This window comes from Variovorax sp. PAMC28562, from assembly GCF_014303735.1.
In the GTDB taxonomy this organism is placed as follows: Bacteria; Pseudomonadota; Gammaproteobacteria; order Burkholderiales; family Burkholderiaceae_C; genus Variovorax.
Window position 1 is genome coordinate 882,960 of record NZ_CP060296.1, and the last position, 21,493, is coordinate 904,452.

Below are 21,493 nucleotides of genomic sequence, written 5' to 3' on the forward strand. Positions count from 1 at the left end.
GTGGGTTTGTGCTGTTGCGTGCTTGCGTGGTCGCGCATGCGCTCAGGGCGCGTAGCGCACTTCCGGCGATTGCGTAGCGGCGTCGGCGGCGCCCGGCGTAGCGGCGGCAGTGCCATCCTTGGTGCTGCTGTCCGGCACAGTGCCTTTGCTCAGCCCGGCGGCCGAGACGCTGCCGGCCCCGCTGCTTCCGCCCCCGCCGCACGCGGCAAGGGTAATGATCAAAACCAGCGCCGTCGCGAGACGCCAGAAGTCGAGAACTGCATGCATGGCCGCTCCTGTTGTGAGTTGCTCATTAGAGGCAGGCCGCATGACGTCTTCGTGAAGAAATGGCGACGCAGTCGGAACCGGCGTGTTGCCGGATTCATCACACCGTCACGGGCGCAGTATCTGATCGGCGCCGAGATCAGCACATACGCCGATCGAGCGCCGATCGAGCGTCGGTCGATGCCCGAATGAACCTGAATACATGCGTCCCTCTCTGCCTGCCAGCCCCGGCCCCAGCCTCACTCTCAAGCTTGGAGCGCTGCAACGGTTGATGGACGAAGGCGGCCTCTCCGCGGTCTTCCAGCCTCTCGTAGACCTTCGAAACGGCACCGTGTACGGACATGAGGCGCTGATACGCGGACCCGTCGGCGGGCCGCTGCACATGCCCGGCGTGCTCTTCGAATGCGCGTCGATCGAATCGATCCTGATGGAGTTCGAACTCAAGTGTGTCGATGTCATCCTGACGCAATGGTTCGAGGCGGGGCAGTCGGGCACCTTGTTCGTCAACCTTAGCGCCGATGCACTGGTTCGGGTAGCCGCCACCGTGCTGCCTCGCATGCTCGCCAGCTCGGGAGTCGATCCGCGCAAGCTCGTGATCGAGCTGACCGAGCATGACCGCCCAACCGACCCGCAGGCGCTGGTGCGCACGGTCAAGGCGTTGAGCGCAACCGGCGTGCGACTGGCGCTGGACGATTTCGGAGACGGTCATTCGAACCTGCGCCGTTGGGCGGAGCTCAAGCCGCAGTTCGTCAAGCTCGACAAGTTCTTCACACGCGATCTCGCCGGCAACATGGAGAGCTTCGAAATGGTCCGTGCCGTCGTCGCCATGAGCGAAGCATTCGGGACCGCATTGGTCGCAGAGGGCATCGAGTCCGGTGACGACTTGCGAACGCTTCGCGATCTCGGCGTCGCGTTCGGTCAGGGCTATTTTCTGGGTCGACCGGCGACGCCAGCGGTTGCCGTGCCGCTGGCCGATGCAGTCGATGTATTGAAGGACCGACGAACTGTCGCCGTCCCGGTCTTGAGTCAGCTCGCCCGGCCAAGCATCCTGCGCAATCTCACGCTCCTCAAAGCCCCGGCAATTGCACCCGGCACCACCAACGAAGAAGTGGCTGCCATCTTCCAGGAGCAGCCCGAGCTGCATGCACTGGCCGTGGTCGATCACGGTCGCCCGGTGGCACTCGTCAATCGCCGCGAGTTCACAGACCACTATGCGCGGCTGTACTTTCGCGAAGTACACGGGCGCAAGCCCTGTATCGGCCACGCCAACCGCACGCCCAGGGTGATCGAGCTCGATGGCGATGTCAGCGAGCTGATGGGCATCCTGACGTCCGAAGACCAGCGCTATCTGAGCGAAGGATTCGTGGTCGCCGAACACGGCGTCTACCTCGGTCTCGGCACCGGCGAGCAACTGGTTCGCGCCGTCACCGAAACCCGGATCGAAGCAGCGCGCCACGCCAATCCGCTGACCTTCTTGCCGGGCAACATTCCGATCAGCGTCCATATCGAGCGGCTGCTGGCCAGCGGCATCGGCTTTGTCGCCGGCTATGCCGACCTCAACGACTTCAAGCCATTCAACGACCACTACGGTTACTGGCGCGGCGATGAAGTCATTCGCACGGTCGCACGATTGCTGGTCGCCCACTGCAACGTGCGCGTGGATTTTGTCGGACATGTTGGCGGCGACGACTTCATCGTGCTGTTTCAGGGTAACGACTGGGAAGTGAAATGTCGCAGCGTGATCGATGAGTTCGCCAGGCAGGCCGTCGACCTGTATGACGAGGCCGACCGCCTGGCCGGTGGCATCCATGCCGAAGACCGCCATGGGGCCATGCGCTTCTTCCCCTGCACGACCCTGTGCATCGGCGCTGTTCAGATTGCACCCGGCACATGCCGAACGGTAGAGGACGTCGCGACCGAAGCGGCGCGGGCCAAGCACGGCGCCAAGGCCGCCGCCACTGGCCTTGCGACGTATCAGGCGAGCGCTTATCGCTGAAATCGCGGCAGGTACAGCGACCGGCTTAAACGAAGAGCTTGCGAACTTGCGCTGAAATCACATCGAGCAGACTCACGCTGACCACGATGATGATCATCACTGCGCAGGTCTCTGCGTACTGGAAACCCCGAATGATCTCCCAGAGCACTACGCCGATGCCTCCGGCGCCCACCATGCCGACGACCGAGGCAGAGCGCACGTTCGACTCGAACCGATAGAGCGCGTAGGAGATCCAGAGCGGCATCACCTGGGGAATGACGCCATAAATAATCTCGTGCAGTGCGCTCGCCCCGGTCGAGCGGATGCCCTCGACCGGCTGTGGATCGATCGCTTCGACAGCTTCGGCAAACAGCTTGGCCAGCACCCCGGTGGTGTGCACCCACAGCGCCAGCACGCCGGCGAACGGACCGAGCCCGACAGCCACCACGAACAGCATGGCGAACACCATCTCGTTGATGGCACGGCAACTGTCCATCAGGCGACGCATCGGCTGATAGATCCACCAGGGCGCGATGTTGGCAGAGGCCAGGAGTCCGAGCGGGACGGCAGTCAGCACCGCCAGCGCCGTACCCCACAGCGCGATCTGCAGCGTGACCACCATCTCTTCCACATACGTGCGCCACTGCGCAAAGTTCGGCGGAAAGAAGTCCGCGGCGTATGTGGCCATGTTGCCCGAGTCGCGCCACAGGTCGAGCGGGCGCATGTCGGCGCCTTTCCAGGATGCCGCCAACAACGCCAGCAGGATCGCCCAGCCGAAGGGCCGGATCCAGTTGCGCCGCGGCGCAGGCAGCACCGGCAACGGCGCGCGCGGAGTCAAAACAGTCGGCTGCATGAGGTGGCGTGCGGGGTAACCGAATCAGTTGAAAGCGGAGAGCTTCTTGTCGATGTCGGCCAGGCGGGTCTTCTTGTCGCCCTCGCTCAAAACCGTATCGGCTTCTACTTTGTTGCGTTGCGCGAACAGGTCGAGCTGACGGATAGGCAGCAGCTGCTGGTCGTTCGACTCCTTGAAGCCCGACAGCTTGGAAATCTTCATCACGATTTCCTTTTCGCGTGCGTCGGTCTTGGCGTAGTTGTAGAAGAAGTTGCGAATCTTGGCCTTGGTCGCTTCGGGCATGTCCTTGCGCATTACCAGCGGATCGAGCGCAATCAGCGGAGAGGTCCAGACGATCTTGATGTCCTTGAACTTCTCGGGGAAGCGCTCCTTGATCTTCTCGAGGTTCTCGCTGTTGTTGGTTGCGATATCGACCTGCTTGTTGGCGACGGCGAGTGCGTTGGCTTCATGGTTGGCGCTGCGCGTTACCTTGAAGAGCGACTTGGCATCGACGTGGTTCTTGGCGAACACGTAGTAGCCCGGCACCAGGAAGCCGGAGGTGGAGTTCGGGTCGCCGTTGCCGAAGCTCAGGTTCTTGCCGTTCTTCAGCATGTCGTCCACGTTGTTGATGGGACTGTCGCGGTTGACGATCAGGTGCGAGTAGTAGCCCTGCGTGCCATCGGCGTTGACCATCTGCGCGAAGACCTCTCCGCTGGCACGGTCCACCGCCTCCATTGCCGACTTGTTCCCGAACCAGCCGATCTGCACCTTGTTGAAGCGCATGCCCTCGATGATGCCGGCGTAGTCGGACGCAAAGAAGGCCGTGACCTTCAATCCGGTCTGGCGGCTCATGTCATCGATGAGCGGTTGCCAATCCTGTTTCAGGTTCGCCGATGCCTCGGTCGAAATGAAGCCGAAATTGATGTCCTGTGCAAGAGCACAGGTCATGCTGAGCCCGAGGGCCAGCGTTGCACACAGTTTTTTGATCATGGATTTCTCCGGATTGGGTTGGAATGCAAAGCGCTCGAAAGCGAGGGAAAGGTGGTGTCAGGCGGCAGCACGGGCACCGCGCACCGGCCACGGCGCCAGCGTGGTCGCCTGAGGCAGCAGGTGAACCGTGCCACCCTCCATCACCGGGGTCGAAGATGAAGCGGGAGGCGATAGCGATACCGGGGTGGGCAGGAACTCATCTGCCTGCACGCCATAGAGTTCGCGCAACAGTGCGGGCGTGAGATCCTTGGCGGGACCATCGAACACGACCTGCCCCTGGTTCAGTGCAACCACGCGCGCGCAGTACTTCATCGCGATCTCGACCTGATGCAAAGAGACGATCACGGTGCAGTTGTCTTCGCGATTGATGCGCGCCAGGATCTCCATCACCTTGCGCGAAGATTCCGGATCGAGCGAGGCAATCGGCTCGTCGGCCAGCACGACCTTCGCGCCTTGCACCAGCGCGCGTGCGATGGCAGCGCGTTGCTGCTGACCACCCGACAACGTGGACGCGCGCTGCGCATGGCAGTCGGCGATGCCGACGCGTGCCAGTGCCTCGAGCGCGCGTGCCCGCTCCTCGGCAGTGAACACGCGCAACCAGCTGCGCCACCACGGCGTGCGATGCAGCGAGCCCACCAGCACGTTCACCACCACGGGCAGCCGCGCCACCAGATTGAACTGCTGGAAGACGAAACCCACTTGCGCTCGCAGCTTGCGAATGTCGCGGTGCACGCGGCCGCCTTGCTGCACGCAACGACCGTCGATCTCTATGAGCGAGTCGCTGTCGCCATCGGCTGCCACCAGGCCCGCGGCGTGCCGCAGCAGCGTCGACTTGCCCGAACCTGATGCGCCGATAAGCGCCACCATCTCGCCGCGGTAGACATCAAGGTTGACGTCCCGCAGCGCGTGTCGGCCGTTGGCAAAGTGTTTGTTGAGCTGGCGAATGCGCAGGATGGGTTCCATCGGGCTTCCAAAGTCGTCTAGACAACCGGAGTGTGAGGAATGGGTATGACGAGGCATTGACACTTCGACGACGCGCGTGTGTCAGCCGCAAGTCAAAGGACGCGGCGGCCTTCTCGCCAGACGCTGCGCACCACGGCGTGCTGCGTGCCGTCCGCCATGTCGGTCATGTGGACCTGCACCAGGTCGGCGCGCATCCCCTGCGCGATCGAGCCACGATCGTTCAAGCGTGTCGCCTTTGCCGGCGCACTGGTGACGGTCGCCACGGCACGCGGCAGCGTGAACACATCGTCGGCCACCAGGCGCATGGCGGCACCCAGCAGGCTGCTGGGCACATAGTCGGACGAGAGGATGTCCAGCAGCCCATTGCGCGCCAACTCCACCGCAGCCACGTTGCCCGAATGCGAGCCGCCGCGCACGACGTTGGGCCCCCCCATGACGGTAGACAGTCCGCGGTCGCGTGCGGCACGTGCAGCCACCAGCGTGGTCGGAAACTCCGACAGGCTGGCGCCTTCCGCATGCGCCTGTTCGACGTGCGCGACCGTGGTGTCGTCGTGGCTCGCCAGTGCGATGCCGTGCGTACGACAGTAGTCGACGAAGTGCTTGCGGTGGGGTGCGGCATAGCGTTCCTGCAATGCGCCGGCCTCGGCCACCCGATGCTCGAACTTCTCGCGGCTCCAGCCCTTCTTGCCCGTGTAATAGATGCGCGCCAAGTCGATGTTTTCCCACTGGCGCTGACCCGGCGTGTGGTCCATCAGGGAAATCAGCGACAACCGCGGGTGGCCGCAGAACGGCTCGAACAGCTCGACCGTGTTGGGTGCCGGCAACTCGCATCGCACGTGCAGATGATGGTCCGCGCGCAACAGGTCCCGCGTGGCGCAGTCGTCGATCGTCGCCAGCACCTTGTGCCACGTACTGCCGCGCAGGCTCTCGGTGTCGGCCTCGCCGACGCCGAGCGCATCGAACACGGTGGTGATGCCGGCGGATGCCACTTCGGCATCGTGCGCGAGCAAGGCCGGCATTTCTGCCCAATGCACCTTGGGCCGTGGCATCAGGTGCCGCTCGAAATTGTCGGTATGCACTTCCACCAGGCCGGGCAGCAGGTAGTCGCCCTCCAGGTCCAGCGTTCCTTCAGCGGTGTCGCCACCCTGGAAGCTGGCGATGCGGCCGTCGACGGCGTTGAGTGTGCCGCGCACCACCTCGTTGGCCAGCACCATGCGGGCGTTTCGGAAAACCATGCTGCCGCTCATGACAGGCTCCTGAAATCAGCGACGTTGACGTGGCGCGTCGCGACCGCGGCGCCCACCTCCGCGTCATGGAAGATGCCGACGATTGCAGCGCCGCGCGCTGCAGCCTCGCGGATGAGTTCGATGACGGTGCGCGTATTGGCGGCATCGAGCGAAGCGGTCGGCTCGTCGAGAAGCAGCAACGGCTTGGGCTTGATCATGTTGCGGGCGATGTTGATGCGTTGCTGCTCACCGCCGGAAAAGGTCGCTGGCGGCAGATGCCAGAGGCGTTCCGGGATGCGCAGCCGGGCGAGCCATGCGCGCGCCTGCTCTCGTGCCGACTCGATTGCGTCGGCATCGTCACCGGCGTCTTCGGCCAAGGGCTCGGCGACGACGTCCAGCGCTGCCACGCGCGGAATCACGCGGAGGAACTGGCTCACGTAGCCGATGGTGTCGCGGCGCAGGCGGACCAGTTCACGCGGGGAGGCCGCGGTCACTTCGACCGCAGCGCCCTGCGCCGGTTGCACATGGATGCTGCCCGCGCTGGCCCGGTAATTGGCATAGATGAGCTTGAGCAGCGTGCTCTTTCCCAAGCCGGAGGCGCCATCGAGCACCACGCATTCGCCTGCACTCACACTGAGGTCGACGTGGTCGAAAACAGACAGCTCCAGCGCGTTCTGGTGATGCAGGGTGAAGCGCTTGGCCAACCCCTCGATCTGTAGCAAGGGACGGTTCATGGCTGAAGCACCGAGGACACGAGAAGCTGGGTGTAAGGATGCTGCGGATCGTCGAGCAGCTGATCGGTGAGCCCGGACTCGACCACGTGGCCACGCTGCATGACCAGCATGCGATGCGCAAGCAGGCGCGCGACGGCGAGGTCGTGCGTCACGATGATCGCGGCGAGCTGCATTTGGCGCGTCAGCTGGCGCAGCAGGTCCAACAGCCTCGCCTGCACCGACACGTCGAGGCCCGACGTCGGTTCATCCATGAACATCAACCGGGGCCGGGTGACAAGGTTGCGTGCAATCTGCAGCCGCTGCCGCATGCCACCGGAGAAAGTGCGCGGCGGATCGTCGATACGGCGCGGATCGATTTCGACGCGCTCGAGCCATTCCGTGGCCGTGGCACGCAAGCGGCCATAGTGCCGCTCGCCGAGACCCATCAGGCGCTCGCCCACATTGGCGCCGGCAGAGACGTCCATGCGCAGCCCGTCCGCTGCGTTCTGGTGGACGAAGCCCCAATCGGTACGTGCCAGCAGGCGTTGTTCTGCCTCGCTCATGTCGAACACTTCTGCGAGCTGACCGGCACGTGTCAGGAATTGCACGCTCCCGGCATCGGGGAGACAGCGCGCCGCGACCGCGTTGAGAAGGGTCGACTTGCCGGAGCCCGATTCGCCGACGACAGCCAGCACCTCGCCTGGCCAGAGGTCGAACGATGCGTCTTGCAGCGCCACGCGATCGCCATAGCGTTTTCCGATGCCGCGCACGCGCAGCAGCGGCGGCACGGTCGATATTTCACCGGTGATGGTCATGCGTCCTCCGTCGCGTCGATTGCTTCGCGTTGATCCTTCGCCGGGACGCGCGACGGCTGCTCGCTGTCTTGCCTGCGCGTCTGGCAGTAGTCGGAATCCGAACACACATGCATGCGTGAACCGCGGTCGTCGGTGATGACTTCGTCGAGAAAGCTGTCTGTGGCGCCGCACAGCGCGCACGGCACGTTCCACCGCTGCACTTCGAACGGATGGTCTTCGAAGCCCAGGCTTTCGACCGGTGTGTACGGAGGCACGGCGTAGATGCGCTTCTCGCGCCCTGCGCCGAACAGCTGCAATGCAGGGTTCATGTGCATCTTCGGGTTGTCGAACTTGGGGATCGGCGAGGGCGACATTACGTAGCGGTGATTGACCAGCACCGGATAGTCGTAGGTGGTGGCGATGTGACCGTAGCGTGCGATGTCTTCGTACAGCTTCACGTGCATCAGCCCGTATTCGGCCAATGCATGCAGCGTGCGCGTGGTGTTCTCGCGCGGCTCCAGTCGTTGCATCGGCTCGGGTACCGGCACTTGGTAGACCAGCACCTGGCCTTCCGCCAGCGGGGCCTCCGGAATGCGATGCCGCGTCTGGATCAGGGTGGCGAGATGCGTGCGAGTCGTGGTCTCGACGCCTGCGGTGCGCTCGAAGAAGCGCCGGATGTTCACCGCATTGACCGTGTCGTCCGAGCCCTGGTCGATGACCTTGAGCACGTCCATTGGGCCGATGACCGCCGCCGTGACCTGGATGCCGCCGGTGCCCCAGCCATAGGGCAGCGGCATTTCGCGCGAGCCGAACGGCACCTGGTATCCGGGGATGGCCACGGCCTTGAGGATGGCGCGGCGAATCATCCGCTTGGTGCGCTCATCGAGGTAGGCGAAGTTGAAGTTCTGCGCGACGCTGTCGACGGCTTCGGCAGCCGTCGCTTCATCTTTCGGTACGAGCGACGGGTTCATCGGGCTTCCTCTTCTTTCGATACGCTGGTCACCGAGTCGGCGGCAGCGGCGCGCATTTTGCGAACCAGTGACAGTTCGGACTGGAAGTCCACGTAGTGCGGCAGCTTCAAGTGCTGCACGAAGCCCGAGGCTTCCAGGCTGTCACTGTGCGACAGCACGAACTCCTGCATCTGGGCCGGCGACTCCACCGCTTCGCCCAGTTCCTCCGCCCGCAGCGCGCGATCGACCAGGCTCATGGCCATCGCCTTGCGTTCGCTGTGGCCGAAAGCCAGGCCATAGCCGCGCGTGAACTGGGGCGGTTGGCTCATGCTGCCAGCGAACTGGTTGACCATTTCGCATTCCGTGATCTCAAGGTCGCCGATGGAGATCGCGAAGCCAAGTTCCTCCGGCTCGACTTCGAGTGCAATGCCGCCGAAACGGATCTCGCCGACGAAGGGGTGGCTGTGCGAATAACCGCGCTGGGTGGAATAGGCCATTGCAAGCAGAAATCCTTCGTCGCCGCGCGCCAGATTTTGCAGACGGCTGGCGCGATCGGCGGGGAACCGCAGGGGCTCGCGCGTAATGTCGAAAGGCGCCGGATCGCCCGGCGGCATCGACCGTGTTTCCATGAGGCCTTCGTGTTGCAGCAGGTCGACGACGCGCGGTGTCGAGGCAGGCGCTTCGATCCCATTTTTTTGCACTTCGATGCGTACCGATTCGTGTCCCTGTGCAAGCAGCGAGAAGTCCAGCAACCGCTGCGTGTAGTCGTAGGTCGGGCCAAGAACCTGGCCGCCAGGAAGATCCTTGAACGTCGCAGAGATGCGTCGGTCCAGATCCATGCGGGCCGTGTCCAGCGGCACGCTGGTGCCAAGACGCGGCAGCGTCGCGCGATAAGCCCGCAACAGAAAGATGGCTTCGATCAGATCGCCCGACGCCTGCTTGATGGCCAACGCGGCGAGTTCGGGGTCGTATACCGACCCTTCGGTCATCACGCGGTCGACTGCCAGCTTGAGCTGTTCGCGAATCTGCGCGACCGAAAGCTCGGGAGCAGCCGTGTCCCCGCGCCGCCGCTCGGCCAGCAGCCGATAGCTGTTGAGAATGGCTGCTTCGCCACCTTTGACTGCAACGTACATGTTCAGGCCTCCAATGCGATGCGGGTGGAGCGCGGCAGGCCGACGATCTGGCGTGGCGTCGCGAGGAACAGGTCTACGCCGCGCGGGAAAGCGGCGTGGTTGAGGGCGCGCTCGGCCAGCAGGGCCGCAGCAGTCGATGGCGCCAGGCCTTGAACTGTCAGGCCCACCTGATCGCGGATTCCCGGACCTTGCAGGCGCCAACTTGTCGCATCCGGCTCGGCCATAGGGGCGGCAATGGCGGAAACCTCCAGCACGCAGGTTGTCGACTGATCAGGGTAGGCCTCGCTGCCTTGTGCGAAGGAAGCGAGCGGCGGCGCTTCGTCGCCGGCCGCGACCCAGGCGAACTGCGCCTCGGCCGGTTCGTCCACCAGCACGCAACCGCAATGAAAACGCAGCCACGCCGCGGCATCGCTGCCAGCGAGCGACGGTGACAACCAGAGCCTGCAGTCCGGATCGAGCAGCGCCAGCAACAACGCTGCAGCGGCCGCATGCCCATGGGTCGGCACCTCTGCATCGTGTGCCACGTCGACCGGGCGCCCGGGGTGCGAGAGCGCGTGCAACGCAGCGCGAAAGACCGCCTGACTGCCGAACGAGAGATCCGAAAAACCGGCGCCGACGGCTTTGAGATCGACTGAGTTCATACGCCATCCTCCTCGTCTTCGCTGGTGGTTCCGCTTTGACGCGCCACTGTGAAGAACTCGACCTTGCTGCTCTGCGCACGGGCGTAACGCGTCGCCCGCTCGCGAAGCAGGTGCGCTCGCACGGGCGCCAGCAGGACGGCCTCGAGCGAGCCCTGTTGTGTCGGGTCCTGCAACAGCGCATCGGCCACTGCGGCCAATTGCGCATGGCGGTGCGAACGACCGAGCACATACGCAACGCCAACCGCCGCCTGGTGCCGCTGCTCCGGCAGCCGCAGTGCGCAGCGTGTCACCGTGACCTCGCCGAGATTGAAGCGCTCGCCGGTCCCGCCCGCCCTGCCTTGGACCATCATTAGTCCGGTCTCCGGCGGACGAAGCCAGCGCGGCACGCCATGCGCGTACTCTCCGAGCGCCGGCTCCAGCAGCGTCATCGGCGCACGCGCGAGCAACGCCATCCACTGCGCCCGGTCGCCGGGATGAGTGGCTGGATGACTGTCAAAGGCATGAAACATGAGGGTGCTACTCTTTGAAAGTTGTATAGACAAATCGATCAACTGCCGCGAGCTTAGAGCCCGGGCATGTACCTTTCATGACAGCCACCTCCGCACTCACACCCCTTTCTTCCGCGACGCTCTCCACACCCGCGGCGCGCGACAGCTTCTGGACTCGCATCGCGGCAGAGTTGGCCGAAGCGATCGCCCGCGGCGTCTATCCACCAGGGCAACGCCTGCCGTCGGAGCACGCACTGGCCGAGCAGTTCGGCGTGAATCGCCACACGATCCGCCGGTCGCTTGCGAGCTTGAGCAGTCAAGGGTTGCTGCGAGCCGCGCAAGGCAGTGGCACCTATGTCGAAGAGTTCGCGGTCGACCTCGTGCTGGCCAAGCGCACGCGGCACCACCAGAACATGGTGCACGCGGGTTTGCGCGGCGCACTGCGCGTGCTCGACGCGAAGAACGTGCGCGCGACCGCTGCGCAAGCGCGTGCGTTGCGCGTGCCCGCCCGAAGCTCGTTGCTGTGCCTGCGCGTGCTCGCCGAGGCCGAGGGCCAGCCACTGAACTTCAGCGAACGCTACTTTCCGCTGCCCCGTTTCACCAGCCTGGAAGCGGTGGTGCGCGAAACGGGGTCGATCACCGCCGGCTTCGCCGCGCATCAGGTCAAGGACTACACGCGGCTCGAAAGCCGCATCACCGCGCAGATGCCCGATGCCATCGTGGCAGCGCACCTTCGACAAACGGCGAGCCGACCGGTGCTGCGGGTCGAGAGCGTCAACGTCGACCCGCTGGGTGTGCCCATTGAATATGCGCTGGCTTGGTTTGCCGGTGACCGCGTCACCCTCACAGTGGCTCACGATGAGTGATACAGCGTCACACGGAACGGCGCATCGCTATGCCGTGTACTTCGCGCCGGCCGAGAGCAGCGTTTGGTGGGAAGTCGGTAGTCGATGGATCGGTCGCTGCGCAGCGCAAGGGAGATCGCTGCCGCAGCCTGTCGTACCGGGCGTCAGCAGCCTGGTGCAACAGCGCCTGACCCAGGCGCCGCGTCGCTACGGATGGCACGCAACGCTCAAGGCGCCTTTCGCGCTCGCGCCGGGCGTGGAGTTCGAGGTGCTTCGCGACCGCCTGCATGAGCTGTGCGGCCGGTTCGAAGCCTTTACGTTGCCGCCGCTGAATGTGCAACAGCTCGACGATTTTCTCGCCCTTGTGCCGGAAGGCGACTCCGGCCAACTCGACGGAATCAACGCGGTCGCAGCGGCTTGCGTGACGGGACTTCATGCGTTGGCTGCAACGCTGTCACCGGTTGAGCTGCAGCGTCGGCGGGCAGCACGGTTGACTCCGCAAGAAGACGCTTTGCTACTGCGCTGGGGCTACCCCTTCGTGCTGGACGCTTTTCGTTTTCACATGTCGCTCACCGGCGCCTTGGGTGACACGCCGTCGCAGGTCGTCGATGCGATCAAAGCCGCAGCCACCCAGTGCTTCGGCGCATTGCCCGCCTGTCGCTTCGACTCGGTCGCGCTCTTTGCCGAGCCGCATCCCGGCGCCGACTTCGAACTCGTCGAGCACATGAGGTTGGGCCGATGAAGGGGCAGCTGATCTATGTCATGGGCCCTTCCGGCGCCGGCAAGGACAGCCTCCTCGCGTGGCTTCGAAACCACCTTCCCGCGGAGGCGTCTGTCCATTGGGCACGCCGCACGATCACCCGCCCAGTGCAGTCGGGCGATGAGCAGCACGATAGCGTCGATGCACAAGCTTTTCAGGGGCTGTGCGAGGCGCAGGCATTTGCCTTTGACTGGCAAGCCAACGGCTTGCGCTACGGCGTTCGACATGTCGAATTGGCGCCGCTCGACGCGGGCCGTCGGGTGATCGTCAACGGGTCGCGTGCCTACCTGTCTCAAGCTCTGGTCAGATTTCCGGAGCTCAAGGTAATTCATGTCACCGCGAGCGTCGACACGTTGCGGGCGCGTCTGCTGGCGCGCGGCCGTGAAACACCGGCCGCCGTCGAAGCGCGCATAGAGCGCGCTCTCGCATTTCAAGTGCCAGCGCGCGCGATCGAGGTGTACAACGACGGCTCGTTGGAAGACGCGGGGCTGCAGTTTTTGAGAGCCTTCCATCGAGGCTGACGCAGCACCATATCTTCCGACCGCTCTTGTCGTGCGTCAGCCGACAAGGCGGCCGTTGCTGTTCAGCAAGGTCTGACTCACGTAGCTGCTGGCCCGTCCATCAGCAGCGAAATCGAAGCGCCAACCGTCGATGTTGGTCGCAACACGCCGTTTGAATTCCGACAGAACGCGGGCGCGCCCCGGAGTCGAACCTGCGGAGGCAACGACTGAAGCGGCGTAGCGGCCGCCGAGGTAGCCGGCCAGGCTCGTGGGTGAAGGGTCTTCGTCGAAATAGCGCTGAAGTGCGCTTTTGTAGGCCCGCACCACCGCCACCTTGCCGTCACGCGGGTCCGGCACGACGCGAGTGAAGACGATCGGCACGGCCGTGCCCGGTGCGAGTTGCAAGAAGGTGTTGGCGTCGACGTCGGACAAGCAGACCACATAGCGCTGCATTCCCCGCTTGCTGAGCCCGCGCGTGAACAAAGACAGTTCGATCGCGCTGCCCATGAAAAGCAGAAAGTACGGCACCTTTGCATCGAGGTGTCTGCCGAAGGATTCGAGATCGCTCTCTTGGCTTGCAGTGAGCACTCGTGCCCTGAGCTTCAACCGCTCGAGGATCTGCGCTGTCCCCGGCTGCAATGCAGCCTCGTGCGCTGCGTTCGGATACACGATGCCCAACTCCGACACGCCCATGGTGGCGAAGCCCTTGAGCACGTACCGAATCTGATCTTCCCTCGAAGCGAAAAGTGCGAACAGATTGACTTGGCCGTCGAAGCGCGAGTCGGCAAGCCACGGCGCGACATGGGCAATCTCGAGTCCGTTCTTCTCCGCCTGCTTCAGACTCGCCAGCGCCAGGCCTTCGCCCACCGTACCGATCAGGGCCACCTGGCTGCTGTCAGCCTTGACCTTTTTGATGGCCTCTTGCAATGCGGCATCCGATCCATCGACCTCGATGGATTTGAGCTCGATGCGCGGTCCCGCCTTGGCAGTCGATTCAGCGAAGGCGAGCCGGAATCCTGTCGCGTAGTCGCGCGACAACGCTTGCTGGCTCGGCGACATGTCCATGATTTGCGTCATCTGAACCGCAGGTGCATCCGGAGGTCGAACGAGTGGTGCAAGCGCAGTGGCGTCTGTCGAAAACAGCGTTTGCGCTGCGGCGCCGAGGGTGCCACCGAGCAAGCGGCGGCGAGAGGGGCAGGGCAAGTTCATCGGCCCATGCTAGATACCATTTGTGACATTTAACGTCTCGGCTGATGGCGTGCGGCTAATCGCCCTTTGTCTGCTCCAGCACCTTGGCGCCCGCGGCCAACGCATCACCAGGTGTCGCGTATTCCTTCAGAGACGAAGCAAGCTCCGTCTCTTCTATCAACGGACCAACTTCAGTGATCACCCATACGAAATTGCCGTGCTCAACGCGATCGACGCGCAATCTAAACATAGGTGAGGTCATGGTCGAGCTGCTGATGTCTGGTTAAACATGATTCGGTGCGGCATAAAGCATCGACGAGCGCTAGCCCATCCTGCCCATGTCTCTGATATCGTCTCGAATCGATGCGCGCTCGCCTTTCGCCATCGGCAGGTTGACGAACAGTTCGATTCGGCGCCGGAGCGCATAGATGATCTGAATGGCGCCATAGGCCGCTGCTTCCGGATCATCCTGTCCAGCAGCGTCCGGCATCTCCCACAGCGCCGAATCCGGCTGACCCGGCCACGATGGCTCGTGCCCGTGTGTCTCTGCGTCCAGCGTGATGATGAATGAGGCTTTGGCGAGATCGCGCGACCGGAGCTGGGTCCACGCGGCCGGAACCATTGCGGGCGGCTGCATGCTCGCACCGGCAAGCGCGCCCAGCGCTGCGGGATGCACTTCCTCTGCGACGTATCCGGGTCTTCCACAAGACAGCGCCACAAACCGGCTTTGGCCCAGATGCTCCAGGCAGGCCTGCGCCAGAACACTGCGAAGCGAATTGCGCCTGGAGACAAAAACCACCGTCATTTGATCCGCTATTGCCATATTGTTTTGAGGTTAGCGACCTGACGTGACAGTTTCCAGCGGCTGTCGCTGCAGCAGTGGCAGCAGCGGACTCGCTCGCTGCGTTGCGCCTCGAAACAAAAACCATCGGCAGACGATCCGCCGCTGCCCTATAACGAAGAGGTTGGCGACTGGCGTGCAAGCTTCAATTGCCAGCTGCTTTTTCTGACAGGAGCTTCAAATGAGCAAAGAGAACGCACGCTTGAGCCATCTGCTCGAGAAAATGTCCGCCAGATATGGGGATCAGGACGCCGAGGTGCTCCGGCTGCATGAAGCAGTCCGGCATCTGGCGCTAGCCGATGCGCACATCCAGGCGCCACTGCGATATGTCGGTGCTCCGCTGTTTGCCGACCGCGCCACACGGCTCGCCAAATTCACGCCCACTGTGGAGCAATGGGGATAGCAACAGCCGCAAACATCGGGATGCCTCATCGCTGAGGTGCTTGCGCGTTCCCTACCAGCGCCCGCGGCTGTCACTTCTTTATGCTGCCACGATCATCTGACGGTTTTGTGACATGGAGCGCGCACGCATCGACGTGCAGTGTCGATGCGCTTTCTATCTTTGAAGCGGGATGCGCAGTGCCCTGAAGCGCTGCTTCGCCTTGTCCAGTTGATCGCAGCGTGTGCCCTCGACGCGCAGGGCGCCGTCATCGCTCAGCAGCATCGCCTGACCCGTGCCGGGCAGAGCGAACAGCGCCTCGGCACTGAACTGCGCCGGCAGCGGCACCGGCGCGGGCGTGGCCGGATGCATCGGCACACCATCCCATGCGTACAGCGCGAAGCTGCCGACATCGCCGGTCGGTCCGGCAACGATCCAGTAGACGGCGCCGATGCGTTCCATGCTGCGGATGCCTCGGCCTCCCAGGTCGAGCAACGCGGGTGGCCCGAACGCTGGCCTTGCTCCGTTGCCGACCACCAGCGCAGCAGGATTGGTGATGGGGACCAGCAGCGCCTTGCCGTCTTTCAGCGGATTGCGAAAGCCCACGAGCAAATGTCCGTCGGCCGTGTCGGCCAGGCCTTCGATGTTCAGACCACCCGGTTGCTCGGGCGCAATGTCGGCCGCTTTGCCGAGACCGAGTCCTTTAAGTTCGGGTGCCGAAGCAAGGTCTTCGATCAGGTCGACATAGGGCTTGCCAACGGGGCGAACGGTGGGCGGTGATACGCCGAGATCGACCTGCGTGGCGAACAGCCGGCGCCGCCAAGGTCTGGCCTTGCCCGATGAGGTCCGGCTGTGCGACGAGATCCAGTAGATGGTGTCGCCGATGCGGGTTGCGCCTTCGATGTCGGACGCCTTGTCTCCTGTGGCGAGGAACGCTGCCAAGTCGACGGCCGGCCGCGCAGGCGCACTCTGCCCGATGCGGTAGACGTTGAGTGCGTTGCTCTCGTCGTCGCCGACGACGAAGTGCTGCGAGTCGAGCGCCACTGCTGCAGAGGCTTCGCACATACCGTCGTAGCGCTCCATGGCGGCGGACGCACTCGATGTGCTTGCCTGCACGAAGGAACCCCACGTTGCCAAACAGAGCACCAGCAGAGTCGCGACGGTCGCCGCGATCGAACGAACATTGAATCGAATCATTTGAGTGAAGCTTAAGTGTTGTAGATCAGACTAATCCGATAATTATGGTATAAATGATTTACACCATTTAAGAAAAATCAATGACAAATCCCATTGCGACCGCATCGCCTTCCCCTGACGCAACCGCCGATATCGCAACTTCCAGCGCACGGCCGACTTCTACTCCGCCGAAGACGTCGAATGCATCAGCGACCGCCGTAGTGGCACCCGTCGCCGCTGCGACCACAGCGCCCGACGCCGCCGCGACGCCAAAGAAGCCTGCAGCCCAGAAGGCTGTAGCTCCCCCGCGCAAAGCGGCGCCGAAGAAGGCGGTCGCACCCGCGCGCAAGGCTGCAGCAAAGCTGCCCGCGAAGCCGGTGCCGAAGTCAAACCCAAAAGCAACGCCGAAAGCATCGGTCAAGGTATCGGTCAAGGCATCGGTCAAGGCATCGGCAAAACCTGTCACGAAGACCGTGGCAAAACCGGTCGCAAAGACGGCCATCAAACCGGTCGCCAAGCCCATCCCAAAGCTGAAGACCGCGCCATTGCCAGCCGCGAAGAAAGCTTCTTCACTCATCAACAAGCCTGCGCCAAAAAAGGTCAGCCCGATCGTCCCGGTGAAGCCAGCGCCCGCAAAGCAAATTGAGGTTGCGCCGAAGTCGTCCGCAAAATCGAACGCCAAGTCCTCGGTCAAGTCATCTACCAAAGCCATCGACACCCGCAAGACATCCGAGCAAAAAGACAAGCTGGTGCGTGACAGCTTCACGATGCCGCAAGACGACTACGCGTTGATCGCCAGGCTCAAAGACCGCGCGGTAATGTTCAAGCGTCCGGCCAAGAAGAGTGAGTTGCTGCGTGCGGGCCTGCACGCGTTGCAAGCCATGTCGGCGCCCGCCTTGCGCGCCGCGCTCGATGCGCTGACACCGCTGAAGTCGGGTCGGCCGAAGAAGCAAGTCGACTAAGTCGACTGCCGTCAGAAAAGCACGCGCCGCGAGATGCAGCGCGTGTCATCCGCCTGCCTTGTGAGAGGCCTAACCTTGGCCTCGGGTTAACACCTACCACTCAAGACAAGGACCGATCATGAAACAGCTCTACACGAACATCGCTACCGCGGCCATCGCCGTGCTGGCCGTGACCGCCGCCCAAGCCCAACCCGCCACCGGCCGCACCCGCGCCCAGGTCGAAGCCGAAGCCATTGCCGCAGCCCGCGCGCCCGACCAGAACGTGACGCGCGGCTCACGCGGTGCCGAGAAGTTCACGCCCACGGCGGACCCGGCAAAGATGCAGCAGCAAGCCATCGATGCGGCGCACGCCGTCAACCAGAACGTGACACGCGGCTCGCGCGGCGCCGATCCTTTCGTCTCCACGATGGACCCTGCCGCTGTCGGTGCGCAAGCCCGTGCGACGGCTGCCGCACCGGATCAAAACGTAGTTGGCGGATCGCGGGTCAACAGCCGCGTCATCTCGACGATGACGAATCCGGCCAGCCCCAACGTTCAAGCCCAACAGACTCCGGATCCGGCGAAGTAGTCAGCTAGATGACATAGAGGGCGCCGTACATTCGCGGCATGCGCTGCCCTCTTCGTTTCTGTTTCTGCTTCTCTCTCCCCACCGTTTGCCTTGCGGCGCTCCTCACGCTGGGGCTCTGCCAACAGGCTGCGGCGCAAGACGCGCCGACACCCTACAAGCTCACCGTCGGCTACTACGGCGTATCGGGAGGGGGCATGCCACCCGGGCCGGGGCTCGACGTCAACCTGCGCTACAACTATGGCGACGGCAATGTCTGGCTCGGCTGGTTTCGCTCGCCGGTGCTCGACTTTTCGCAGTTGCGTGGCGGCTGGGACCGCACCTTCACACTCGGACCGGTGCGCGTGCTGCCGTCGCTGCAGGCGGCATCGGGCGGCTTCGTCGGCGGCAGCATTGCGGTCGAAACGGGCGACAGCTGGTTCGTCGGTGCGGGGCTCGGCCGCACCAACCTTCGCAACTACGCCAACCTCAACTTCGACCCGAACGATTCGTACACCGCGTACGGCGGCTATCGATGGTCCGACGCAACGTCGCTGCAAGTGCAACTGGTGCGCGACAACCGCCTGAATCCCGACCAGCAACACGTGCACCTGATATGGCGCCAGAGCGTGGGCAACGGCGAGCGGCTGACTGTCGACTTGCTGGCCAAGCAGGGCACGGTCGACGGCCAGTTCATTCGTCGCGTCGGCCTGTCGGTCGGCTATGACTGGCCGCGCTGGTTCGTGCGCGCCGCCTGGGACCCGAAGGTCAACTTCACGCCGCAGAACATGGCGCGGCTGTCGACGGGCGTGCGCTTCTAGGCGAGCTTCAGCGCGGCGCGGCCGACTTCACCCGAGTCACCCCCACATCGCGCCGTCGGCTCGCAGCTGTTTTTGCAGCGCGGCCACATCGACGTCGCGTACCGTGCCGCGACCCGTGCCAACGCTCGCCGCTGCAGTCCCTGCAGCCTGCCCCATGACGAAGCAACCGCCGCTGGCACGCGCGGCAGACTGACCCTCGTGCGTCATCGATGCGCAACGTCCCGCGACCAGCAAGTTATCCACCTTCTGCGGCACCAGCATGCGCCACGGCAAGTCGTTGTTGGCGTTGCCGGCATCGCGCGGAAAACCCCAGTCGATGCGACCGTCGCCGTGCAGTTCCATCGGCCAGGCGTTGAGCCCGATCACGTCGTCGAAGCGCGCGGACGAGAGGATGTCTTCGCCACTCAGCGCGTAGTCGCCGCCGATGCGCCGCGTCTCGCGAATGCCGACCTGCGGCGCGATGTCGACGATCTGCGAGTGTTCGAAGCCCGGCACTTTCTCGCGCATGAAGCGAAAGTATTCGACGATCTGGCGCCGGCCTTCGGTTTCGCCCGCGCTCAGCTCGCGCGCATCGACACCACTCATCGCGCGGCCTTGTTCGTTGCGAATTTGGGTGACGTTGGCGCGCCATTCGGTCGGGTTGATCTGCGGCCGCACGATGGCACCCTCGCGCGGAAACTTGTAGCGACCGGGCTCGTCGCGCAGCGCAGCGTCCATCAAATCGTTGATGGCCTTGAACTCGCCGATGGCAGCCAGCGCGCGCTCCGACTCGACGTGGCCGATGCGGAACATCGTCGTCGGGAACAGGCTGTTGCCATGACCGTCGCCAACTTCGAACGGCACGCCGGCAAAGGCAGCCACGTCGGCGTCGCCCGAGCAGTCGATGAACACGTTGGCGCGAATGGCTTGCCGACCCGACTTGGTTTCGACAATGAGCGCCTCGATGCGCGCATCGTCCCTGATGACCGCGGCAGCCCACGCATGAAACAGCACGTCGACACCGGCCGACAGCAGCATCTGGTCGGCCGCGCACTTGTATGCCGACACGTCGTACGAGCGCACGCGGATGCGGCCCTGCATGCCGTCCTGCGGTTTGTTGAGTCCACCGAGCGCGTCGATGCGTTGCATTAGGTCGTCGACCACGCCATGCACCAGTTGCTGCATCTCGCCATCCTTGCGGCCGTAGAGCCCGGCGAAATTAGTGACGCCACCCGCCGTACCCATGCCGCCGAGAAAGCCGTAACGCTCGACCAGCAAAGTGCGCGCACCGTGCGTTGCCGCACTCACCGCAGCGGCCAGCCCAGCGGGCCCGCCACCGATGACAACGACGTCGTACTCGCCGAAGACCGGAAGCGCGCGGCCGGGTTCGTCCAGCGTGGTGGTGCGTGCCGTCATGCGCCGGTCATTCGATCTTGATGCCGCGCGCGGCGATGATCTTCGCCATGGTCGCGCTCTCTTCCTTGATGCGCGTCTTCAGGCCTTCGGCCGAGGTGCCGACCGCTTGCCAGCCCTGGTTGAAAAGCTGACGCCGGACATCGGGGTTCTGCATGATCTTCGGCATCTCGAGCGCCAATCGATCCTGCGCCGCCTTCGACAGACTGGCCGGTCCGATGAGCGCGGTCCACACCTCGAGCTGGAAGTCCTTGACGCCGGCATCGGCCAGCGAAGGCGCCTCCGGCATCAGCACGCTGCGACCACTGGTGGTCAGGCCGATCACCTTCAGCTTGCCGCCCTTGGCTTGTGGCTGCGCGATGCCCGGTGGCACCAGCGCCATCTGGATCTGCCCGCCCATCATCGCGGTCACGACCTGCGGATTGCCCTGATACGGAATGTGCTGCGGCATCAGTCCAGGCATCTTCGCCTTCATCAGTTCCATGCCCAGATGACCGACCGAGCCGGTGCCGACCGAGCCGTAGTTCCAGGTGTCGCCGGCCTTGCGAGCGGCATCGAAGAAGGCGGCGCCATCGGGTGCCGACATGGGCGCTATCAACACCAACGGTGCAGTCGCCAGCAGGCTGATGTAGCTGAAGTCCTTGGCCGGGTCGTACGGCAGGCGCGGGTACAGCATCTTGGCGGAGGTGAGGTTGCCGTTGATGACCACGCCGAGCGTGTGACCGTCGGTCGCCTTGGCCACCTGGTCGGTCGCGATGTTGCCGGATGCGCCGGGCTTGTTCTCGACGATCACCGGCTGGCCGAGCGCACGGCCCAACGGCTCGGCGATGGCGCGCGCGGCCATGTCGGGCGTCGAGCCGCCCGGGAAGCCGACGAGGATGCGGATCGGCTTGGTCGGCCACGCTGGCGTGCCCTGCGCCGCGGCGCCCGCCACCACCGTGCAAAGACCGACTGCCAAGGCCGCGAGTTGGAAGCGCCGCGAAAAGCGCGGCAGGACTTTTTGTTTTGAATGCATGTCGAGGATGAGGAAAGAAGAGACCGGCGTGTGACCGCTCTCGGGAATAATGCCAACGATTATCCAGCGCCATCGCCCTTGGCGCACACCCCACAGGCGGC

26 protein-coding genes are annotated in these 21,493 nt (G+C 64.0%); 8 read left to right on the top strand and 18 right to left on the bottom strand.

What is annotated here, in order from left to right:
* Positions 1 to 42: 42 nt before the first annotated feature.
* Positions 43 to 267 carry a hypothetical protein gene (locus tag H7F36_RS04225; protein ID WP_187053499.1) on the bottom strand — a complete coding sequence of 75 codons (225 nt, stop codon included), beginning with the start codon at positions 265 to 267 and terminating at the stop codon, positions 43 to 45.
* A 199-nt stretch (positions 268 to 466) separates the two neighbouring features.
* On the opposite strand from H7F36_RS04225, the gene H7F36_RS04230 reads away from it, so the two are divergent.
* Positions 467 to 2,260, top strand: coding sequence for an EAL domain-containing protein (locus H7F36_RS04230; RefSeq protein ID WP_187053500.1), 1,794 nt, complete (start codon positions 467 to 469; stop codon positions 2,258 to 2,260).
* A gap of 25 nt (positions 2,261 to 2,285) precedes the next feature.
* Here H7F36_RS04230 and phnE read toward each other — a convergent pair whose 3' ends face one another.
* From phnE to phnG, 10 genes are all read right to left on the bottom strand, one after another.
* Positions 2,286 to 3,092 carry a phosphonate ABC transporter, permease protein PhnE gene (phnE, locus tag H7F36_RS04235; RefSeq protein ID WP_187053501.1) on the bottom strand — a complete coding sequence of 269 codons (807 nt, stop codon included), beginning with the start codon at positions 3,090 to 3,092 and terminating at the stop codon, positions 2,286 to 2,288.
* A 24-nt stretch (positions 3,093 to 3,116) separates the two neighbouring features.
* On the bottom strand, positions 3,117 to 4,061 hold the full coding sequence (gene phnD / locus H7F36_RS04240) for a phosphonate ABC transporter substrate-binding protein (RefSeq protein WP_187053502.1): 945 nt from the start codon (positions 4,059 to 4,061) through the stop codon (positions 3,117 to 3,119).
* A gap of 57 nt (positions 4,062 to 4,118) precedes the next feature.
* A complete protein-coding gene (gene phnC, locus H7F36_RS04245) occupies positions 4,119 to 5,024 on the bottom strand; it encodes a phosphonate ABC transporter ATP-binding protein (protein ID WP_187053503.1) in 906 nt (301 codons plus the stop codon).
* 92 nt (positions 5,025 to 5,116) lie between these two features.
* Positions 5,117 to 6,271 carry an alpha-D-ribose 1-methylphosphonate 5-triphosphate diphosphatase gene (locus H7F36_RS04250; protein WP_187053504.1) on the bottom strand — a complete coding sequence of 385 codons (1,155 nt, stop codon included), beginning with the start codon at positions 6,269 to 6,271 and terminating at the stop codon, positions 5,117 to 5,119.
* Entirely contained in the window at positions 6,268 to 6,984 is a 717-nt protein-coding gene (phnL, locus tag H7F36_RS04255) for a phosphonate C-P lyase system protein PhnL (protein WP_187053505.1), read from the bottom strand. Before phnL ends, H7F36_RS04250 begins: the two co-directional genes overlap by 4 nt.
* On the bottom strand, positions 6,981 to 7,778 hold the full coding sequence (gene phnK / locus H7F36_RS04260; RefSeq protein WP_187053506.1) for a phosphonate C-P lyase system protein PhnK: 798 nt from the start codon (positions 7,776 to 7,778) through the stop codon (positions 6,981 to 6,983). Before phnK ends, phnL begins: the two co-directional genes overlap by 4 nt.
* Complete coding sequence (locus H7F36_RS04265) at positions 7,775 to 8,728, bottom strand: alpha-D-ribose 1-methylphosphonate 5-phosphate C-P-lyase PhnJ (RefSeq protein WP_187053507.1); 954 nt, start codon at positions 8,726 to 8,728, stop codon at positions 7,775 to 7,777. Before H7F36_RS04265 ends, phnK begins: the two co-directional genes overlap by 4 nt.
* Positions 8,725 to 9,840, bottom strand: coding sequence for a carbon-phosphorus lyase complex subunit PhnI (locus tag H7F36_RS04270; RefSeq protein WP_187053508.1), 1,116 nt, complete (start codon positions 9,838 to 9,840; stop codon positions 8,725 to 8,727). Before H7F36_RS04270 ends, H7F36_RS04265 begins: the two co-directional genes overlap by 4 nt.
* A 2-nt stretch (positions 9,841 to 9,842) precedes the next feature.
* Complete coding sequence (phnH, locus tag H7F36_RS04275) at positions 9,843 to 10,481, bottom strand: phosphonate C-P lyase system protein PhnH (protein WP_187053509.1); 639 nt, start codon at positions 10,479 to 10,481, stop codon at positions 9,843 to 9,845.
* On the bottom strand, positions 10,478 to 10,990 hold the full coding sequence (gene phnG, locus H7F36_RS04280; RefSeq protein WP_187053510.1) for a phosphonate C-P lyase system protein PhnG: 513 nt from the start codon (positions 10,988 to 10,990) through the stop codon (positions 10,478 to 10,480). The genes phnH and phnG overlap by 4 nt, the downstream gene beginning before the upstream one ends.
* A 77-nt stretch (positions 10,991 to 11,067) precedes the next feature.
* Between phnG and phnF the strand changes: the two genes are divergently transcribed.
* From phnF to phnN, 3 genes are read left to right on the top strand one after another with little or no spacing between them, the layout of a single operon-like run.
* A complete protein-coding gene (phnF, locus tag H7F36_RS04285; protein ID WP_187053511.1) occupies positions 11,068 to 11,835 on the top strand; it encodes a phosphonate metabolism transcriptional regulator PhnF in 768 nt (255 codons plus the stop codon).
* Entirely contained in the window at positions 11,828 to 12,556 is a 729-nt protein-coding gene (locus tag H7F36_RS04290) for a DUF1045 domain-containing protein (RefSeq protein ID WP_187053512.1), read from the top strand. The genes phnF and H7F36_RS04290 overlap by 8 nt, the downstream gene beginning before the upstream one ends.
* On the top strand, positions 12,553 to 13,095 hold the full coding sequence (gene phnN, locus H7F36_RS04295; RefSeq protein WP_187053513.1) for a phosphonate metabolism protein/1,5-bisphosphokinase (PRPP-forming) PhnN: 543 nt from the start codon (positions 12,553 to 12,555) through the stop codon (positions 13,093 to 13,095). Before H7F36_RS04290 ends, phnN begins: the two co-directional genes overlap by 4 nt.
* Positions 13,096 to 13,131: 36 nt before the next feature.
* On the opposite strand, the gene H7F36_RS04300 is transcribed toward phnN, so the two are convergent.
* Genes H7F36_RS04300 through H7F36_RS04310 form a run of 3 tightly spaced genes read right to left on the bottom strand, consistent with a single transcriptional unit; the run spans position 13,132 to position 15,085 of the window.
* Entirely contained in the window at positions 13,132 to 14,283 is a 1,152-nt protein-coding gene (locus tag H7F36_RS04300) for an ABC transporter substrate-binding protein (RefSeq protein ID WP_187053514.1), read from the bottom strand.
* A gap of 55 nt (positions 14,284 to 14,338) precedes the next feature.
* Positions 14,339 to 14,524, bottom strand: coding sequence for a hypothetical protein (locus tag H7F36_RS04305; protein WP_187053515.1), 186 nt, complete (start codon positions 14,522 to 14,524; stop codon positions 14,339 to 14,341).
* Positions 14,525 to 14,584: 60 nt separating this feature from the next.
* Positions 14,585 to 15,085 (bottom strand): low molecular weight phosphatase family protein, encoded by a 501-nt coding sequence (locus tag H7F36_RS04310; RefSeq protein ID WP_261802493.1) that lies wholly within the window; start codon positions 15,083 to 15,085, stop codon positions 14,585 to 14,587.
* 199 nt (positions 15,086 to 15,284) lie between these two features.
* Between H7F36_RS04310 and H7F36_RS04315 the strand changes: the two genes are divergently transcribed.
* Complete coding sequence (locus H7F36_RS04315; RefSeq protein ID WP_187053516.1) at positions 15,285 to 15,506, top strand: hypothetical protein; 222 nt, start codon at positions 15,285 to 15,287, stop codon at positions 15,504 to 15,506.
* A 153-nt stretch (positions 15,507 to 15,659) separates the two neighbouring features.
* Here H7F36_RS04315 and H7F36_RS04320 read toward each other — a convergent pair whose 3' ends face one another.
* Positions 15,660 to 16,679: a DUF3616 domain-containing protein gene (locus H7F36_RS04320; RefSeq protein ID WP_187053517.1), complete on the bottom strand. Its 1,020-nt coding sequence runs from the start codon at positions 16,677 to 16,679 to the stop codon at positions 15,660 to 15,662.
* Positions 16,680 to 16,746: 67 nt separating this feature from the next.
* Positions 16,747 to 17,382 carry a hypothetical protein gene (locus tag H7F36_RS04325; RefSeq protein WP_187053518.1) on the bottom strand — a complete coding sequence of 212 codons (636 nt, stop codon included), beginning with the start codon at positions 17,380 to 17,382 and terminating at the stop codon, positions 16,747 to 16,749.
* Between the two features lie 25 nt (positions 17,383 to 17,407).
* Here H7F36_RS04325 and H7F36_RS22130 point away from each other — a divergent pair, with 25 nt between their 5' ends.
* The 3 genes from H7F36_RS22130 (at position 17,408) to H7F36_RS04340 (ending at position 18,985) form a co-directional block, all read left to right on the top strand.
* The gene (locus tag H7F36_RS22130) at positions 17,408 to 17,620 is read left to right on the top strand and encodes a hypothetical protein (RefSeq protein ID WP_187053519.1); all 213 of its coding nucleotides are present in this window, start codon (positions 17,408 to 17,410) and stop codon (positions 17,618 to 17,620) included.
* 118 nt (positions 17,621 to 17,738) lie between these two features.
* Positions 17,739 to 18,188 carry a hypothetical protein gene (locus H7F36_RS04335; protein WP_187053520.1) on the top strand — a complete coding sequence of 150 codons (450 nt, stop codon included), beginning with the start codon at positions 17,739 to 17,741 and terminating at the stop codon, positions 18,186 to 18,188.
* A 38-nt stretch (positions 18,189 to 18,226) separates the two neighbouring features.
* Positions 18,227 to 18,985, top strand: a complete 759-nt coding sequence (locus H7F36_RS04340) for a hypothetical protein (protein WP_261802494.1) — start codon at positions 18,227 to 18,229, stop codon at positions 18,983 to 18,985.
* Between the two features lie 36 nt (positions 18,986 to 19,021).
* Here the strand turns inward: H7F36_RS04340 and H7F36_RS04345 are convergent, their stop codons facing one another.
* Both H7F36_RS04345 and H7F36_RS04350 read right to left on the bottom strand, forming a co-directional pair.
* Positions 19,022 to 20,380: an FAD-dependent oxidoreductase gene (locus tag H7F36_RS04345; protein WP_187053521.1), complete on the bottom strand. Its 1,359-nt coding sequence runs from the start codon at positions 20,378 to 20,380 to the stop codon at positions 19,022 to 19,024.
* Positions 20,381 to 20,387: 7 nt separating this feature from the next.
* The gene (locus tag H7F36_RS04350; RefSeq protein ID WP_187053522.1) at positions 20,388 to 21,392 is read right to left on the bottom strand and encodes a Bug family tripartite tricarboxylate transporter substrate binding protein; all 1,005 of its coding nucleotides are present in this window, start codon (positions 21,390 to 21,392) and stop codon (positions 20,388 to 20,390) included.
* Positions 21,393 to 21,493 lie beyond the last annotated feature (101 nt).

Excerpts from the sequence above, each read along its gene's own strand:
- phnK (WP_187053506.1), bottom strand. The coding sequence starts at position 7,778 with ATGACCATCACCGGTGAAATATCGACCGTGCCGCCGCTGCTGCGCGTG.
- H7F36_RS04310 (WP_261802493.1), bottom strand. The coding sequence starts at position 15,085 with ATGGCAATAGCGGATCAAATGACGGTGGTTTTTGTCTCCAGGCGCAAT.
- phnF (WP_187053511.1), top strand. The coding sequence starts at position 11,068 with ATGACAGCCACCTCCGCACTCACACCCCTTTCTTCCGCGACGCTCTCC.
- H7F36_RS04305 (WP_187053515.1), bottom strand. The coding sequence starts at position 14,524 with ATGACCTCACCTATGTTTAGATTGCGCGTCGATCGCGTTGAGCACGGC.
- H7F36_RS04320 (WP_187053517.1), bottom strand. The coding sequence starts at position 16,679 with ATGATTCGATTCAATGTTCGTTCGATCGCGGCGACCGTCGCGACTCTG.
- H7F36_RS04290 (WP_187053512.1), top strand. The coding sequence starts at position 11,828 with ATGAGTGATACAGCGTCACACGGAACGGCGCATCGCTATGCCGTGTAC.
- phnD (WP_187053502.1), bottom strand. The coding sequence starts at position 4,061 with ATGATCAAAAAACTGTGTGCAACGCTGGCCCTCGGGCTCAGCATGACC.
- phnE (WP_187053501.1), bottom strand. The coding sequence starts at position 3,092 with ATGCAGCCGACTGTTTTGACTCCGCGCGCGCCGTTGCCGGTGCTGCCT.
- H7F36_RS04225 (WP_187053499.1), bottom strand. The coding sequence starts at position 267 with ATGCATGCAGTTCTCGACTTCTGGCGTCTCGCGACGGCGCTGGTTTTG.
- H7F36_RS04300 (WP_187053514.1), bottom strand. The coding sequence starts at position 14,283 with ATGAACTTGCCCTGCCCCTCTCGCCGCCGCTTGCTCGGTGGCACCCTC.
- phnH (WP_187053509.1), bottom strand. The coding sequence starts at position 10,481 with ATGAACTCAGTCGATCTCAAAGCCGTCGGCGCCGGTTTTTCGGATCTC.
- H7F36_RS04265 (WP_187053507.1), bottom strand. The coding sequence starts at position 8,728 with ATGAACCCGTCGCTCGTACCGAAAGATGAAGCGACGGCTGCCGAAGCC.
- H7F36_RS04335 (WP_187053520.1), top strand. The coding sequence starts at position 17,739 with ATGAAACAGCTCTACACGAACATCGCTACCGCGGCCATCGCCGTGCTG.
- H7F36_RS04345 (WP_187053521.1), bottom strand. The coding sequence starts at position 20,380 with ATGACGGCACGCACCACCACGCTGGACGAACCCGGCCGCGCGCTTCCG.
- H7F36_RS04270 (WP_187053508.1), bottom strand. The coding sequence starts at position 9,840 with ATGTACGTTGCAGTCAAAGGTGGCGAAGCAGCCATTCTCAACAGCTAT.
- phnC (WP_187053503.1), bottom strand. The coding sequence starts at position 5,024 with ATGGAACCCATCCTGCGCATTCGCCAGCTCAACAAACACTTTGCCAAC.
- phnN (WP_187053513.1), top strand. The coding sequence starts at position 12,553 with ATGAAGGGGCAGCTGATCTATGTCATGGGCCCTTCCGGCGCCGGCAAG.
- H7F36_RS04350 (WP_187053522.1), bottom strand. The coding sequence starts at position 21,392 with ATGCATTCAAAACAAAAAGTCCTGCCGCGCTTTTCGCGGCGCTTCCAA.
- phnG (WP_187053510.1), bottom strand. The coding sequence starts at position 10,990 with ATGTTTCATGCCTTTGACAGTCATCCAGCCACTCATCCCGGCGACCGG.
- H7F36_RS04340 (WP_261802494.1), top strand. The coding sequence starts at position 18,227 with ATGCGCTGCCCTCTTCGTTTCTGTTTCTGCTTCTCTCTCCCCACCGTT.
- H7F36_RS04250 (WP_187053504.1), bottom strand. The coding sequence starts at position 6,271 with ATGAGCGGCAGCATGGTTTTCCGAAACGCCCGCATGGTGCTGGCCAAC.
- phnL (WP_187053505.1), bottom strand. The coding sequence starts at position 6,984 with ATGAACCGTCCCTTGCTACAGATCGAGGGGTTGGCCAAGCGCTTCACC.
- H7F36_RS04315 (WP_187053516.1), top strand. The coding sequence starts at position 15,285 with ATGAGCAAAGAGAACGCACGCTTGAGCCATCTGCTCGAGAAAATGTCC.
- H7F36_RS04230 (WP_187053500.1), top strand. The coding sequence starts at position 467 with ATGCGTCCCTCTCTGCCTGCCAGCCCCGGCCCCAGCCTCACTCTCAAG.